Source organism: Marinobacter sp. CP1 (genome assembly GCF_001266795.1).
In the GTDB taxonomy this organism is placed as follows: domain Bacteria; phylum Pseudomonadota; class Gammaproteobacteria; order Pseudomonadales; family Oleiphilaceae; genus Marinobacter; species Marinobacter flavimaris.
This window is the reverse complement of record NZ_CP011929.1, coordinates 2,393,940-2,407,026: the sequence shown is the minus strand read 5'-3', so window position 1 is coordinate 2,407,026 and position 13,087 is coordinate 2,393,940. Positions and strand designations below refer to the sequence as shown.

General features: G+C 57.9%; 14 protein-coding genes. 5 read left to right on the top strand and 9 right to left on the bottom strand.

All coding sequences use genetic code 11. The annotated features are described in order from the left end of the window. The first annotated feature begins 13 nt into the window (after window positions 1-13). A complete protein-coding gene (locus tag ACP86_RS11115) occupies window positions 14-1,003 on the top strand; it encodes an L-threonylcarbamoyladenylate synthase (protein WP_008177259.1) in 990 nt (329 codons plus the stop codon). Here ACP86_RS11115 and nei read toward each other — a convergent pair. Next, the gene (nei, locus tag ACP86_RS11110) at window positions 1,000-1,842 is read right to left on the bottom strand and encodes an endonuclease VIII (RefSeq protein WP_053113854.1); all 843 of its coding nucleotides are present in this window, start codon (window positions 1,840-1,842) and stop codon (window positions 1,000-1,002) included. The two genes, ACP86_RS11115 and nei, sit on opposite strands and share 4 nt — an antisense overlap. Window positions 1,843-2,012: 170 nt before the next feature. On the opposite strand from nei, the gene ACP86_RS11105 reads away from it, so the two are divergent. After that, window positions 2,013-2,399, top strand: a complete 387-nt coding sequence (locus tag ACP86_RS11105; RefSeq protein WP_053113852.1) for a hypothetical protein — start codon at window positions 2,013-2,015, stop codon at window positions 2,397-2,399. Between the two features lie 29 nt (window positions 2,400-2,428). Here ACP86_RS11105 and ACP86_RS11100 read toward each other — a convergent pair whose 3' ends face one another. The 7 genes from ACP86_RS11100 to ACP86_RS11070 all read right to left on the bottom strand — a co-directional run bounded on the left by ACP86_RS11100 (window position 2,429) and on the right by ACP86_RS11070 (window position 9,897). Further along, a complete protein-coding gene (locus ACP86_RS11100) occupies window positions 2,429-2,716 on the bottom strand; it encodes a hypothetical protein (protein ID WP_053113850.1) in 288 nt (95 codons plus the stop codon). Window positions 2,717-2,885: 169 nt separating this feature from the next. Further along, on the bottom strand, window positions 2,886-3,272 hold the full coding sequence (locus ACP86_RS11095; protein WP_053113848.1) for a RidA family protein: 387 nt from the start codon (window positions 3,270-3,272) through the stop codon (window positions 2,886-2,888). Window positions 3,273-3,286: 14 nt separating this feature from the next. Continuing rightward, on the bottom strand, window positions 3,287-4,054 hold the full coding sequence (locus ACP86_RS11090; protein ID WP_053113846.1) for a DUF3726 domain-containing protein: 768 nt from the start codon (window positions 4,052-4,054) through the stop codon (window positions 3,287-3,289). Next, window positions 4,051-5,781 carry a hypothetical protein gene (locus ACP86_RS11085; protein ID WP_053113844.1) on the bottom strand — a complete coding sequence of 577 codons (1,731 nt, stop codon included), beginning with the start codon at window positions 5,779-5,781 and terminating at the stop codon, window positions 4,051-4,053. The genes ACP86_RS11090 and ACP86_RS11085 overlap by 4 nt, the downstream gene beginning before the upstream one ends. A 3-nt stretch (window positions 5,782-5,784) precedes the next feature. After that, window positions 5,785-7,404 (bottom strand): BCCT family transporter, encoded by a 1,620-nt coding sequence (locus ACP86_RS11080; RefSeq protein ID WP_053113842.1) that lies wholly within the window; start codon window positions 7,402-7,404, stop codon window positions 5,785-5,787. Window positions 7,405-7,441: 37 nt separating this feature from the next. Continuing rightward, window positions 7,442-8,443 carry a membrane dipeptidase gene (locus ACP86_RS11075; protein ID WP_176443099.1) on the bottom strand — a complete coding sequence of 334 codons (1,002 nt, stop codon included), beginning with the start codon at window positions 8,441-8,443 and terminating at the stop codon, window positions 7,442-7,444. Between the two features lie 11 nt (window positions 8,444-8,454). After that, window positions 8,455-9,897: an aldehyde dehydrogenase family protein gene (locus tag ACP86_RS11070; RefSeq protein WP_053113841.1), complete on the bottom strand. Its 1,443-nt coding sequence runs from the start codon at window positions 9,895-9,897 to the stop codon at window positions 8,455-8,457. A gap of 126 nt (window positions 9,898-10,023) precedes the next feature. Between ACP86_RS11070 and ACP86_RS11065 the strand changes: the two genes are divergently transcribed. Then, entirely contained in the window at window positions 10,024-10,911 is an 888-nt protein-coding gene (locus tag ACP86_RS11065; RefSeq protein ID WP_053113839.1) for a LysR family transcriptional regulator, read from the top strand. A 37-nt stretch (window positions 10,912-10,948) separates the two neighbouring features. Here the strand turns inward: ACP86_RS11065 and ACP86_RS11060 are convergent, their stop codons facing one another. Beyond that, the gene (locus ACP86_RS11060; RefSeq protein ID WP_053113837.1) at window positions 10,949-11,587 is read right to left on the bottom strand and encodes a hypothetical protein; all 639 of its coding nucleotides are present in this window, start codon (window positions 11,585-11,587) and stop codon (window positions 10,949-10,951) included. Between the two features lie 130 nt (window positions 11,588-11,717). On the opposite strand from ACP86_RS11060, the gene ACP86_RS11055 reads away from it, so the two are divergent. Both ACP86_RS11055 and ACP86_RS11050 read left to right on the top strand, forming a co-directional pair. Continuing rightward, a complete protein-coding gene (locus ACP86_RS11055; RefSeq protein ID WP_141201903.1) occupies window positions 11,718-12,668 on the top strand; it encodes a hypothetical protein in 951 nt (316 codons plus the stop codon). A 93-nt stretch (window positions 12,669-12,761) separates the two neighbouring features. Next, the gene (locus ACP86_RS11050; RefSeq protein WP_014579209.1) at window positions 12,762-13,082 is read left to right on the top strand and encodes a hypothetical protein; all 321 of its coding nucleotides are present in this window, start codon (window positions 12,762-12,764) and stop codon (window positions 13,080-13,082) included. Window positions 13,083-13,087 lie beyond the last annotated feature (5 nt).

Sequence of the window (13,087 nt, the reverse complement as noted above, 5' to 3'; positions counted from 1 at the left end):
ACCCTGAGACCTTATGCCCGCAACCATCAAGTTAGACGCGACCCAATCCGCTGACGTTGAGAAAGCCGCCAGCCTGCTTCTTGCCGGCCATCTCGTTGCTGTGCCCACCGAGACTGTCTATGGCCTCGCGGCCGACGCCAGCAACGAACAGGCGGTCAGAAAAGTGTTTGAAGCAAAGCAGCGCCCGGTCGGACACCCTCTGATCGTGCACGTTGCGTCACCTGACAGGGTCAGACTCTGGGTCGACCACCTGCCGGAGACCGCCAGGCAGCTGATCAAGGCATTCTGGCCGGGGCCACTCACACTGCTACTGCCAAAGAAAAGCGGCGTCAGCGATTTCATTACCGGCGGCAACCCGGGCGTGGCGGTCAGGATGCCGGCGCACCCGGCCACGCTGGCAACCATGGAGCAGCTCGGCCGGGATCTGGTTGCCCCATCTGCGAACCCCTATGGCAGGATCAGCCCGACCACCGCAGAGCACGTGCTCGCGGGCCTGTCCGGAAAGATCGAGGCGGTTCTGGATGGCGGGGACTGTTCAGTGGGCATTGAATCCACCATTGTCGACCTCACCGGCGACACGCCAGTTATCGCCCGGCCCGGGCAGATCGCACAGAGCGATATCGAAGCCTGCTTGGGAATCACGCTCGCCCCGGGCAAAAGCGCCAGTCAGGCGGTGCCGGGGAGCGTAAAGCGCCACTACCAGCCTGTTACGCCTACGGTTGGAGTGGCCACGGATCAATTCGCCCGGCTTCTGCCCGAAGTTACATCGGCAGGCGAAAAGATTGGCGTGATCTGGTGGCAGTCGCCCCCAGACGAGCGGGCATCCGAGGCCATTATGCTCAGCGCCGATCCGAACGAATACGCTCGCATGCTCTACACCGCCATGCACTCGATGGACAAGGCAAACGTCGATCGGATCGTGATTGAGCTTCCGCCCAGGGAAAGCCAATGGCTGGCCGTCCACGATCGGCTGGGACGGGCCTGTACCGAACAATTCGCCTAAGCCGGCGTGCCCTGGCATGCAGGGCAGTAATACAGGCGCCGGCTGGCCATCATGGTTTTAACTAGCGGCGACGCGCAATCGTGGCAGCGTTGGCCATCGCGGTTGAACACCATGTGTCGGCGCTGCCCGAACGTCCATCCTTCTTTTTTGAGCCGCTCTGCCAGCTCGGGCGGATTGGTGATGCCCTTCAACCGATAGGTTCGCTGCACCAGGGTCAGGATGGCCTCGGCCAATTTCGACTGCTGATCGGCGTCCAGATCACGGGGCCGTGCCCGGGGTGAGACACCCGCTTCAAAGAGGATTTCCGAGCGGAGGTAATTACCGATTCCGGCAACGAACGCCTGGTCCAGCAGCAAACCACCCAGGTTCCGGCCCCGGAAACGCTTGTCGTCAAACACCGCCAGAAGCTGATCGACGCTGACATCCTGATTGAGAGGGTCCGGCCCGAGCCGTGACAGATAAGGAACCTCACTTAATTGATCAGGCCGAACCAGTTGGATGTCGGAGGCACTGTATAATCGGGCGGCTTTCTTCGGACCTATAATGGCAAATCTCAACTGCCGATTTGTGCTCGGCTCCCGATCGGGTGTGCCCATGCGCCACTTGCCATAGAGCTGGTTATGGCTGTAAACGCACCACGGCCCGTCTTCATCCGTGGCCTCAAAAAATACCAACACGGTTTTACTCCGCGCTTCCACCCTCTCAACTCTGCGTCCCCGAAGGGCACTCTCAAAGGGTTTCAGGTGTTCAAAGGCAAAGAACACCGATTGCGCTGTCTTGCCGCCAACGGCCTTATGGATGTCGTCGACCATGCGGCGTATTTCGGGACCCTCGGGCATGCTTGTTTACACTCCTGACCAGTCTCTCTGCATCACAGGTGAGCTAAACCGTACGTTGCTTGCAGCAATTCGGAGTTGTCGGGTCACAAAGTTTTGCCCGGATCCAGTTAACCTCTTTGCCTAACCTGCTCGTAGGTTTTAGTGTATTCAACGTACGAGCAAGGTGAGTCATGAAGGACACCAAGCTGGCTCTGTTCATCGCAGCAATCCTGATTGTACTGGCGGCCGCGACGCGGGAGGAACCGTCTGCCTCTGAAAGCTGGGCGACGACCCGGGTTGTTCCTCTGGCCTTTGCAGAGGAGCTCGGCGCCGATCAGTGGCCACCTTCGATGAAGAATCGGTTTCTGAACGACACGGAAAACCAGATCAGAATGAGTCAGCCTGACAGGGTAATGCGTGATGACCGCGGCCCTGATGAGTGGCTGCCGTCTTCAGGTCAATGCGATTACATGGGCAGGTTCATGGCGGTGATGGAGCGCTACCAGCTCCACCACCGCGAGCCCCATTGGCGGGACTGGCAAACGAAAAGGCAGCGCTGCTATACCCAGTTCCAGTAGAAGCAGCCTGACGTTCCGGAGCGGGATGCCTAGCGTTTGTCGCCTGGTCCGATGAGGTCAGACAACTGCTTGCGAAGGGAATCAACATTTTCTTCGCCGCTTTCCTTGAGCTCATCCAGTTTCTTGCGGCCATCCGAGATTTTATCTTCAACCGAACGCAACGTATCCGAGGCGCTCTGCTGGATATCCGCGCTGGCCTTCTCGTTTTCGGCTTCCGCTTCTTTGGCTTTGGCCTTGGCTTTCAGGGAATCGGCTTGTTTTTCCCATTCCTCAAGTTGCGCTTCTGCTTTTTTGATCAGTTCGTCTTTCAATGACATAAATGCTCTCCCTGACGGAGTCGATGAATTCCTTACAGTTACGTACTTGGGAGAGCAAACTGGAAAAACAACCCACACCGCCGGTAACCAACAGATTCAGCGGGCCTAATTTCGGAAAACCACGAGACGTTCGCATCTGCCCCCTGATTCGAATCGGTCAGGATACGGTTCAGGTAGCAGCATAAGCCACAATCTCGACCAACATTTCTTCCCGAGCAAACCCCGAGACGATGATAGCCGCCCGATTGGGGTAGGGCGCACTCACATACTCGGCATAAACCTGATTAACGGCGGCCAGATGGGCCCGGTCGGTCACGTAAATAAGTGCCTGGGTCAGGCTGGGCATACCGCCGCCGGCGCACTCAAGAGTGTGTTTGAGGTTCTCCAAGGTTTGCCGGGCCTGAGCTTCGATACCACCTGCCACCACCTGACCGCTGGCGTCGATTGGAATCTGGGCGGTAAAGAGAATGCCGTTCGCGCTTACCGCCCATTCAAGGGGCGCTTTTGATCGCGGGAGCTGGGTAGCTATGGCGGTAATCTTACTGGTTGCAGTCATGGTTGCTTCTCTGTTCAGTCGTTATCACTGGTACCTGCACCGGCACCGCTGCGGGAAGCATCGGTTGCCTCAACCAGCAGTCGGTCGGCCAGGGATTTCAGGTTGTGCCAAAGCTCGTCATCGACATCCATGCCTTCCACCAGCGCCCGGTCTCTCTGTCGTTCAAGGTCCTCCTCGGTCTGGCGCATCAGATTGGTCAGCTCGTATTCCGACCGCAGGCTCGGCAGTAAATCAACATGGTTCGCCATGATCAGCGTAATGCCATCGTTCTTCTCCGTGTCATCCGGCGTATTCTCGAGGCTGTAAAGACAGATCTCGGGCACCGGGTGACCAGCCTTGAATCCGACCACCAGCTCTGTGAGTGGGTCATGGGCATTGCGCCAGAATGCCGTGACATTCATGCCCCGGCGCGCAAGTCGCGAAAGATAGCCGATGATCAGGATTCGATTGTGACAGTGGCGAATCTTGGTAACCGACAGCCCTCGCCCCCGGGCTCGCGCATACCCCAGCTCCACAGCAAGGCTCGCGTTACCGAGAATACTGTGGTTGTGGGCATCAAGAACGCTGAAGTCTTCATCCTGGTAAACCAGGGTTGGCGATTCGTTATGATCCTCAGCCAGAAGAAACCTGAGCCCCTTTTTCAGCGCTTCGACCCCGCCCAGGCCGTGAGCCTCCATCCAGGCGACCATTTCAGCCGCGTCAATGGCATCACCCTCGGCAAAACCGATTCCGATAAACGCTTTCCTGCCAATGCCCTGCAGTTCGTTGAAGGAGACTTTCATGACAGGTCCAGCTCCGGTTCCACGGGAAAGCTCCAGTCGTCGAGTTCAGCAAGTCTCGCCTTGTCGGTGCCATGATCACTGAAGAGTTCGCAGAACAGGGGCGCCCCCTGGAACAGCGTTACCCTCACCCAACGGTCGGATTTGGGGTCAAACCGGCTGGCGCCGAAGAACGACAGTTTGGTTCGCAGCAGATGCATGGGCTTCATGTCCCGGTGCCAGAGGTTGGCCTGGATCTCACCGTAGGGTGTGGCGGCCATGGTCTGGATCCGGCGCACGCATTCCTTCTGTCGGGGATGGGCCATCAGGAACTCGACTACGGAACCTCGGGGGCTCCGGTCAAGAAACGCATCCAGCAATTGATGAGTACGATGAATCCGGGGCCCTATGGCAAGTGGCATTTCTTTGGCCGCCCCTGGTTCACAGGCGCGCACCCCGAGCCTCGGTTCTTCTTTCTCGACAGAGCGGTACCAGAACCAGTACTGGTGGTCCGGGTTTTTAGGGTCATAGTCCAGCGCCCAGGCAAACCGGGCTTCAATTTCCTGCTTCAGCGTTGCTGCCCGCATTTCCGGCTGCAGTTCCAGTATTTCCTCACAGCCGAGCTCATCCTCAACTGCATCGATCAGATCCGGATACAGCTCAATCAGCAGAGTATTGATCAGTTCCTGGGCCTCCAGTGAACACTGCTTGTCTGCCCAGGCCAGCAGATCGCTCCACAAGGTAGGAGTGGCCGGGGTTCTTTCCAGCCACTCGATAACCGAATCAATAGAGACAACGGTCGCCTCATTGCGCCGGGTCTGCTCGGCATCTTCAGTTACGGTCTCCCAGAAGTGCCTGTGTGCCCGATGCAACAGCGCCAGAAGTTCACGACGACTGGCCTCATTGGGCAGCTGTTCACGGGCATAGGCCAATGCCCTCTCACGGCAGTAAACCCATTGCTGAATCAGTTGGGGGTGATTGATCAGAAACGGTGCCATACCAAGCCCGGTGGAGTTACCGATCCCCAGATAACGCTGCAGGGCCGGGTGCAGGGCAACCGCCCGCTCCGGTGAGCGATTCCTGGCAAGATGCTCAACCTGTTGCACCGAAAAGTGGCGCAAGAGGTAAACCGCAAACATTTGCGCCGAGAAGGGCCGGTTAAAATCCGGATTGTTCTGCAAGCGTGCGTAATCCGCGATACCGAACTTGCCGTTACCGTAGACAGCGGTTGTGCGGTACAGGTAACCGACCCGTGTCAGCCAGGCCGGGTCGGGCTGCTGACCCGAGGCCAGCGCATCGACAAAGTGGCCAAAGTTCCTGAGGCTCTTGTTGGCACGCGACAGCACCAGCAATCGAGGATGTTGACGGCCCGCCTCCTGCAACGGCACGTTGGCCGCCATCTGCTCAAGAAGGCTGTCTTCCACTTCGCCTTCCAGCAGCGCAAAGGTGACATCCCAGGCCTCCGCGATCACACGGTCGGACCGGAGTTCCGGATCCAGATGCTGCGAGAACACCACACCATGATAGGTGTGGTTCGGGGTGTTCAGACGGTAGATCACAACCCCGTGACCATCGGCATCCAGGTCAAAACGAACCGTGGTAACTGTCCAGTCCTCCCGTGCCATCTGGCGAACCAGGCTGCGGCAAAAACTCAGACGACTGGCATGCAGACTCCCGAGCCGGACCAGGTTCATCACCTGGTCCGACGGGCGGAGCTGAAGTTCAGGCTTTGCATCTAACGGGGTTGCCATGTTTCAGACTCCTGAGCTCTCGGAGGAACCCGTTGTGGCACCGACCAGCGCCACTTCACCCTTGGGAGGAACAATGCCCTGCTCACGAGCCATGGCGTAGGCAGATTTGGGGCCGATATACAGCGATGGCAGCAGGATCAGTGACACCGGGATGGCCGTAATGACAATGAACTGCTGCAGCGCACTGATCTGCCCTGCTCCCATGTAAAGCAGTACTGCCGCCATCAGCGCCATGGCAACGCCCCAGAAGGCACGCACGATTGGCTCGGGCTCATCATGACCCGCACTTACCACGGCGATCGCGTAGCTCATGGAATCGCCGGTAGTAGCGACAAAGATAGTCGTCAGCAGCAGAATCGCCAGCGCCATCATGGCCCCGCCCGGCAGGGCTTCGGCAATGGTGAGTGTGGCAACATCGAACTGGAAGTTGTTGAGGGCCTCGGTCAGATCGATCGCGCCGGTGATCTGGTAGAAAATCCCGGAACCACCCAGCAGCGTGAACCAGATGGTGGTCGCGACCGGCGCCATGACACCAACCGCAAGAATCATTTGCCGGATGGTGCGTCCCCGGGAGATCCGCGCAACAAAAATGGCCATCAACGGTCCATAACCCAGGAACCAGGCAAAGAAGAACACCGTCCACCACTGCATCCACCAGCCTTCAGCGGTGCCCGCCGTCACGGTAGCCATGGCGAAAAAGGAAGTGATGTATTCGCCAAAGCCCTGAGTGTAAGCATTGGTCAGAAACAGCGTCGGACCAAAGATGAAGATAACGGCGGCAATGGCCAGGGCAAGAAACACGTTGAAACGGCTCAGCAGCTGAATTCCCCGGTGAATACCGGTCATCGCCGAGGTCACATACACACCGGCGAGGACCGCGAGAATGACCAGCTGGGTGCCATAGCCTTCGGAAAACCCGAACAGCTCATGCAGGCCAAAACTGACCTGGGTGGCAAGAAACCCGATCGGGCCGACGGTGCCAGCAACCACCGCAATTACGCAGGCAGCGTCAACGCAGCCGCCGAACCAGCCCTTCATTACCCGATCCCCGAACACCGGATACAACAGGGTTCGCGGTTGCAGAGGCTGCCCCTTTACGTAATGGGCGTGGGCCAGGACGATGGCAGACAGGGTTCCGAGGATTGCCCAGGCCAGAAAGCCCCAGTGCATGAAAGACTGGGCCAGCGCCGGCGCTACGGCCTCGGCCGTACCCGCTTCGGTGTTGAATACCGGAGGCGTGACAACGAAGTGGTAGACCGGCTCACCCGCCGCGAAGAAGACGCCACCGCCGGCAAGCAGGGTGCACATGATGATGGACAGCCATTTAAACGTACTGAGCTCCGGCGTATCGCGGTTGCCAACCTTGGCGCTGCCTGCCGGCGAGATTGCCACACCCATCCCGATCAGAAAGGTGAGTAGCAACAGAAGCTGGAAATAGGAGCCCAGGGACTTGGCAGTCCAGGCGAAGCCGTCGCTGATCAGCCCGGCTGTCCACTGAATGTCGTACAGTGAAAGACCCAGAAAGAGCAGTATGAAGCCTACACTCAGGCCTAATACGATTGGATCGCCGAAGCGCTTGATGCCCGTTTCCGGGATAGCTATGGAGCTGGCTGAGTTTGTCATTGCGATTACCTGTTGTTGTTTTTGGAACAGTGTGTAATCAGAACGCGGTGTTTACGGCAGGCCGCGTGCCTTCGGTTAATTGTCTGAGCCAGTTTCGGCCCATGATTTTGTCAATTTCCTCGTGGTTGAACCCCTTTTGACGGAGGCCCTCCACAATTGTCGGAAAGTGACGGTTGTCGCTGAACCAGGCCAGCGGAGAAGGCCAGCCCGCATTCGACTGGCTGCCCTCGCCGTAGTCCATGGCCTTGGTCCAGCGCCCATTTCGCATCCACGTCAGCACCGATTCCGGCTGGGCCTGGCAAAGATCCGTACCCATGCCGATGTGATCGATCCCCATCAGCTCGGCGGTATCGGCCACCATGCCGCAGAATTCGTCCAGCGTGCAGTCAGGCCCGTTCCTGAGGTGGAACGGATACACTGAAAAACCCAGAATGCCGCCGCTTTCGGCGATGGCACGCAACACCGTATCGGACTTGTTGCGCTTGGCAGGGTGAAAGCTGGCCGGATTGGCGTGGGAGATAATGACCGGCCGCTCTGACAGCTCAATCGCTTCCAGCGTGGAGCGCTCCGCGCTGTGAGACATATCGATCAGCATCCCCACCCGGTTCATCTCCCGGATCGCCTGCCGGCCAAACCGGGTAATGCCGCTGTCTTCTGCTTCGTAGCAGCCACAGGCCAGAAGACTCTGGTTGTTGTAGGTAAGCTGCATGATCAGCAAGCCCAACCGGCGCATGATGGCCACCAGGTCGATATCGTCCTCAATCGGCGAACAGTTCTGGGCCCCGAAGAAAATACCGACCCGGTTTGTTTCCCTGGCCAGTTCGATATCGCTGGCCTCAAAAACCGGCATGATCAGGTCGGAGTGCTCCTCGAAGCGACGCTGCCACTCGCCGAAACGCAGAAGGGTTTCCCGGCAATTTTCGTGGTATACGAGCGTGGCGTGCACTGCATCAACGCCGCCCTCCCGCATTTGTTCAAAAATGGCTCTCGACCAGTTGGAATACTGCAGGCCATCAATGGTTAGCACAGACTTTGACATGGCTGCAGACCTCAGGCCTTGGTGTAACAGGTTTTGATCACCGTATAGAACTCCCGCGCATACTGGCCCTGTTCGCGGGGCCCGAAGCTGGAGTCCTTTCTGCCACCGAACGGCACGTGATAATCGGTGCCAGCAGTCGCCAGGTTCACCATTACACAACCGGTCTCGGCCCGGGCCTTGAAGTCAGAGGCACGTTGCAGGGAGCGGGTAATCAGGCCGGCGGTGAGGCCGTAATTGGTATCGTTCAGAGTCGCCAATGCCGCGTCGTAATCCGGAACCCGAATGACACAGGCAACGGGACCGAACACTTCATCGCGGTTGATGCTCATGTTGTTGGTGGTGTTGGTGAACAGCACCGGCTGCATGTAATAACCGTCTGCATCCACGTTGACGTGGTCGCCACCGAAGGCCATGGTCGCGCCCTCTTCCAGCGCCACGCTGACCCAGCGTTGATTGGCTTCCAGCTGGCTCTTGCTGGCTATCGGGCCGATAGCGGTGCCGTCGGACAGAGCCGGGCCAACTTTTGCGCCGGCCAGCTTCGCCGTCAGCTTCTGCACGAACTGGTCGTGCACAGCATCCACAACAATCAGCCTGGAAGACGCCGTGCACTTCTGCCCGGACCCGGAGTAGGCGCCGGCAAAGGCCGCTTCCACCGCCAGATCCAGATCGGCATCGTCGAGCACGATCAGCGCATTCTTCGAACCCATCTCCAGTTGGCATTTCACCAGGTTGGCGGCAGTAGCCGACGCTACCCGCTGACCGACCTCAAGGGATCCGGTAAACGTAATTGCCTGCACATGGGGGCTGGTGATCAAGGCTTCGCCGGCTTCGCGTCCACTGCCGGTCACCAGATTGAAGGTGCCGGCTGGCAGATTCTGGCGGCTGATGATTTCTGTCAGCGCCCAGGCGCTGGCAGGCACCAGATTCGCGGGCTTGAACACCACGGCATTACCGAAGGCCAGGGCGGGTGCGATCTTCCAGACCGCAGTGGCCATGGGGAAGTTCCAGGGGCTGATAACGCCAACCACACCGAGCGGCTCACGACGGGTTTCGATTTCAACGCCGGGTCGCACCGAAGCGACCCGATCGTCGATCTGCCTGAGCACTTCCGCTGCGTAGTACTGGAAGAACTGTCCGGAGCGATAGACCTCACCCTTGCCTTCTGCCAGGGGTTTGCCCTCTTCTCTGGACAAAAGCTCGCCGAGTTCATCCTTGCGGGCGATCAGCTCATTGCCAATCGCCATCAAAACGCTGTAGCGGGCCTCAAGACCGGTTTCTGCCCAGATTTTCTGGCCAGCCTGTGCCGCATTGATGGCTTGCTTTACCTGCTCTGCGCTGGCCTGGTCATAGTGGCCGATAGTGTCGCTCAGGTCTGAGGGGTTCTGGTTGGGCTGGGCAGCATGGGCGCCCGCAACCCACTCTCCGCCGATGTAGAGTGCGTGTGAATTTGGCATGGGTTCCTCCTTATATGATCCCCCAAGCCTAGACGCTCCAGATAAATAAGGATAATCAAAAATATCGTGTTTTTAGTAAGTTTTTCTTATAGTTTAGTGGGGCGCGCAAATTGAAGCAGGTACGGCATGTCGATTGAACTCAAGATTCAGCCTTTACGTTACGTATTGGCGGTGCGGGAAGAGGGCAGCTTTCACGGCGCAGCACTGAAACTCCACCGGAGCCAGCCGGCGCTATCTATGGCCATTCGTGATCTGGAAGAAAAGCTGGGGCAGGCGCTGTTCGAGAAAACTCATAAAGGGCAGCTCACTCCGTTCGGCGAGTATTGCCTGCCAAGATTCCGGGAACTGATCAACCAGCACGACCGGCTGGCAAGTGAACTTCAACAGATGGCCAAGGGGCACCAGGGGCGGGTGACGCTGGCCACGGTACCCTCGGTTGCCAGCCGGCTGATGCCCGAATTTCTCGCAGCTTTCGTCGCCCAGTACCCCGAGATCAACATCAATCTTCATGATGAAAACGCGGAGTTTGTCTGTCGTCTGGTGGCCAATGGTGAGGTGGATCTGGGGATCAGCAGCATGTGGGTTCCGGACGAAAGCCTGGCATTCAACCCGCTGTTCGAAGACAACGTAGGCGTTGTCATGCGCAAGGACCATCCTCTGGCCAGTCGCAGCAGCCTGCAATGGCAGGAACTGACGGAAGAGCGTTTTATTGCCAACGGCACCTCCCGGCTTCTGAAGCACACGGCGGCTGCCAGTCTGGTCGACAACAACGACTTCTTTATCTCCAACATGATCTCCCTGCTCGCCATGCTGGAAGCCGGCAGCGGCATCACCACACTCCCTCGCCTCGCCTTCCCTGTAGCCAACGACAAGCTGTGCTTTGTTCCCCTGAGTGACCCAAAACTGGTGCGCCAGATTGGCATCATCAAGCAGGCCTCTCGCTCTCTGTCGCCCTCTGCCCAGGCTCTGGAAAAAATGATTCATGCCCAGCTGGCGGGCATGGCCATATCATGAACCCTCACCGCATCAGCAATACCCGACGAACCGGCATTCACTGGGACTGATCGGAATCATCCGATTCCGAACTGCCCTTGCGCTCGGGCTGCAATTCCTCTTCAACCCAGCGTCTCACCTGGTGTCGATCTTTCCGGCGCACCAGCTGCTCGCTGTGAATGTTGCGGGGAAAGATCTCGGGCCTTCCTTCATGACTCAGAGAAAAGCTGCGCCGTACACCCACCGGATACTTCGTGGGCCCGTGGATCACGGCGGCCCGGATTTCAACGCCGGTGATATCCTCGAACAGGTAATCGCTTTCGCTTTCTTCACTGCGACGTCCCAGGATGATGTTCCTGAACGAGCCCAGCACCAGATACCCACCGGGCTGTAACGGGCCCTGGCGCAGCACCTGGTGCACGTTGGCATCATCCGCGCCGACACGACGATACTCGGTCACCGTCATAATTTTCTCTTCGCCCGCGCGGGTGTAGAGAACCACCTGCACACACTGCACGTGCACCGTTTCCTTGCCCATGTTCACCAGCAGACACAGGGCATCCGGGTTTTCGTTCTGGGCGTGATGAATAATAAGGTATGGGCGATTATTTCGTTTGTACTGCAGGAAAAACAGCTGGAAGTAGACAATCCAGACGACCGCCATGATGGCGCTGCTGACAGGAGCGATGTAATCCATGTATCCGTTCCCTCTCATCCATATGCATCAACACGCTAGCTCGCTTTACCTGATTTTTACACCCCGTTGACGGAGCCTTCCCGAAAACCCTGCGATGATCCTGAATAACAGGATAGATTCGGAGTCGTTTATGGCAACCATCAAAGCCATGCTGATACTCGGTGTTCTCTTGCTCGCATTGACCGGGTGCAAGGTCACCACCTCTGACAGTCATCATTACCCGGATTCCGGGGGCTTCGTGTCCGGGCTTTTCTACGACGCACGGGATACTGGCAGGCTCTACCCTACGAGTTCCTGGTCACTCACCCGCTATACCGAAGCATGCCAAAATGAACCTCTGTATTTCGAAACCCATAGCGGTCGGGTGCGGGTCTATGGCTCGCCGGCCTACAGCGAGACCTCGTTCCGGGCCGCGGCTTCAGAGCTTGAGCGTCGAATCGACGGCGTACTGGCCCGGTTCCAGTTGCGCTGGTCCGAATTTGTCCAGGACCGCAGCGCCGCAGTTGCCTATCCCCGCCAGGTAATCGGTTGCCTCAGCCCGGAGGTGTCGCACAGCGAGTTTGTGTCTGCCTCGATGGCCGCCGTGGCGTTCAATCCTTACTACGGCCAGTGGCCCTACGAGACGGGAAACACCGTCGCCCACGAACTGGCCCATTTCGTACAGCAAAACCTGTCACGGTATGACGCCAGTTACAGTCTGCTGCCTTATTGGTTTGCAGAGGGACAGGCCGTTGTTGTGGCAGGAGAGCCAATTGCCGAGGTCTATCAGCACTATGACTACGATCCTCTCTGGGACGTGACTCCCGGTGACACTGCAAACTTCCCCTATCGGTTCGAGCATTACGGGCTAGCCTACCGCTACCTGGAAAAGGCCAATGGCGCCCTTGCGATGACGGTATTACTGGAAATGGTGCAGGTGCTTGACTGGGATGGCGGATCCTATGGTGAGATCAGCACCGGAGAGTCCCGGGCCTTTGTAGAAGCATTCAATTCGGCAAATCTGGTAGACCACAGGAATAACTATCTGAGTTTCCAGAGATTTCAGAGTGACTACCACGACCTTCTGAACGGCAGTTATTAACCGGCACGGGCCTGAACTGGATTAAATCTGTCCAATCAGGGATAATTTCGAAGGTTTTCAACCAGTACTGTTGTCGTTGGGTAGTCTCTGGTCATGACCATTTACAGTGTTCTTCAATTAGTTATTTTTTCTGTCCTGTTGTTTAACACCGTGCACCTGATGCCGGCCTTCGGCCGTCTGCTCAGGGGGGCAGAATCGGCTTTCCAGTCCGGGTATTTGTGCGCCATGCTCACCATGCGCCTGGCCCGCAACATTCTGGGCCTGATCCTGGTAACCGCCAGCACCGCGCCCAACCCGGAAATTCACGCCCTGGTGCCCAAGGGTATCCTGCTGTTCCTGGTTCTGGCACTCATTAACGCCGCCCTGACCCAGTACATGGAACGAATCCGGGTGGAAGAGGGCGCCCGTTTCTAGGCCGC

What these genes read in the sequence shown, in the direction of transcription:
- nei (WP_053113854.1), bottom strand. Translation starts at nt 1,842, where the DNA reads ATGCCCGAGGGTCCCGAAATACGCCGCATGGTCGACGACATCCATAAG.
- ACP86_RS11070 (WP_053113841.1), bottom strand. Translation starts at nt 9,897, where the DNA reads ATGCCAAATTCACACGCACTCTACATCGGCGGAGAGTGGGTTGCGGGC.
- ACP86_RS11050 (WP_014579209.1), top strand. Translation starts at nt 12,762, where the DNA reads ATGACCATTTACAGTGTTCTTCAATTAGTTATTTTTTCTGTCCTGTTG.
- ACP86_RS11095 (WP_053113848.1), bottom strand. Translation starts at nt 3,272, where the DNA reads ATGACTGCAACCAGTAAGATTACCGCCATAGCTACCCAGCTCCCGCGA.
- ACP86_RS11105 (WP_053113852.1), top strand. Translation starts at nt 2,013, where the DNA reads ATGAAGGACACCAAGCTGGCTCTGTTCATCGCAGCAATCCTGATTGTA.
- ACP86_RS11115 (WP_008177259.1), top strand. Translation starts at nt 14, where the DNA reads ATGCCCGCAACCATCAAGTTAGACGCGACCCAATCCGCTGACGTTGAG.
- ACP86_RS11090 (WP_053113846.1), bottom strand. Translation starts at nt 4,054, where the DNA reads ATGAAAGTCTCCTTCAACGAACTGCAGGGCATTGGCAGGAAAGCGTTT.
- ACP86_RS11080 (WP_053113842.1), bottom strand. Translation starts at nt 7,404, where the DNA reads ATGACAAACTCAGCCAGCTCCATAGCTATCCCGGAAACGGGCATCAAG.
- ACP86_RS11055 (WP_141201903.1), top strand. Translation starts at nt 11,718, where the DNA reads ATGGCAACCATCAAAGCCATGCTGATACTCGGTGTTCTCTTGCTCGCA.
- ACP86_RS11060 (WP_053113837.1), bottom strand. Translation starts at nt 11,587, where the DNA reads ATGGATTACATCGCTCCTGTCAGCAGCGCCATCATGGCGGTCGTCTGG.
- ACP86_RS11100 (WP_053113850.1), bottom strand. Translation starts at nt 2,716, where the DNA reads ATGTCATTGAAAGACGAACTGATCAAAAAAGCAGAAGCGCAACTTGAG.
- ACP86_RS11065 (WP_053113839.1), top strand. Translation starts at nt 10,024, where the DNA reads ATGTCGATTGAACTCAAGATTCAGCCTTTACGTTACGTATTGGCGGTG.
- ACP86_RS11075 (WP_176443099.1), bottom strand. Translation starts at nt 8,443, where the DNA reads ATGTCAAAGTCTGTGCTAACCATTGATGGCCTGCAGTATTCCAACTGG.
- ACP86_RS11085 (WP_053113844.1), bottom strand. Translation starts at nt 5,781, where the DNA reads ATGGCAACCCCGTTAGATGCAAAGCCTGAACTTCAGCTCCGCCCGTCG.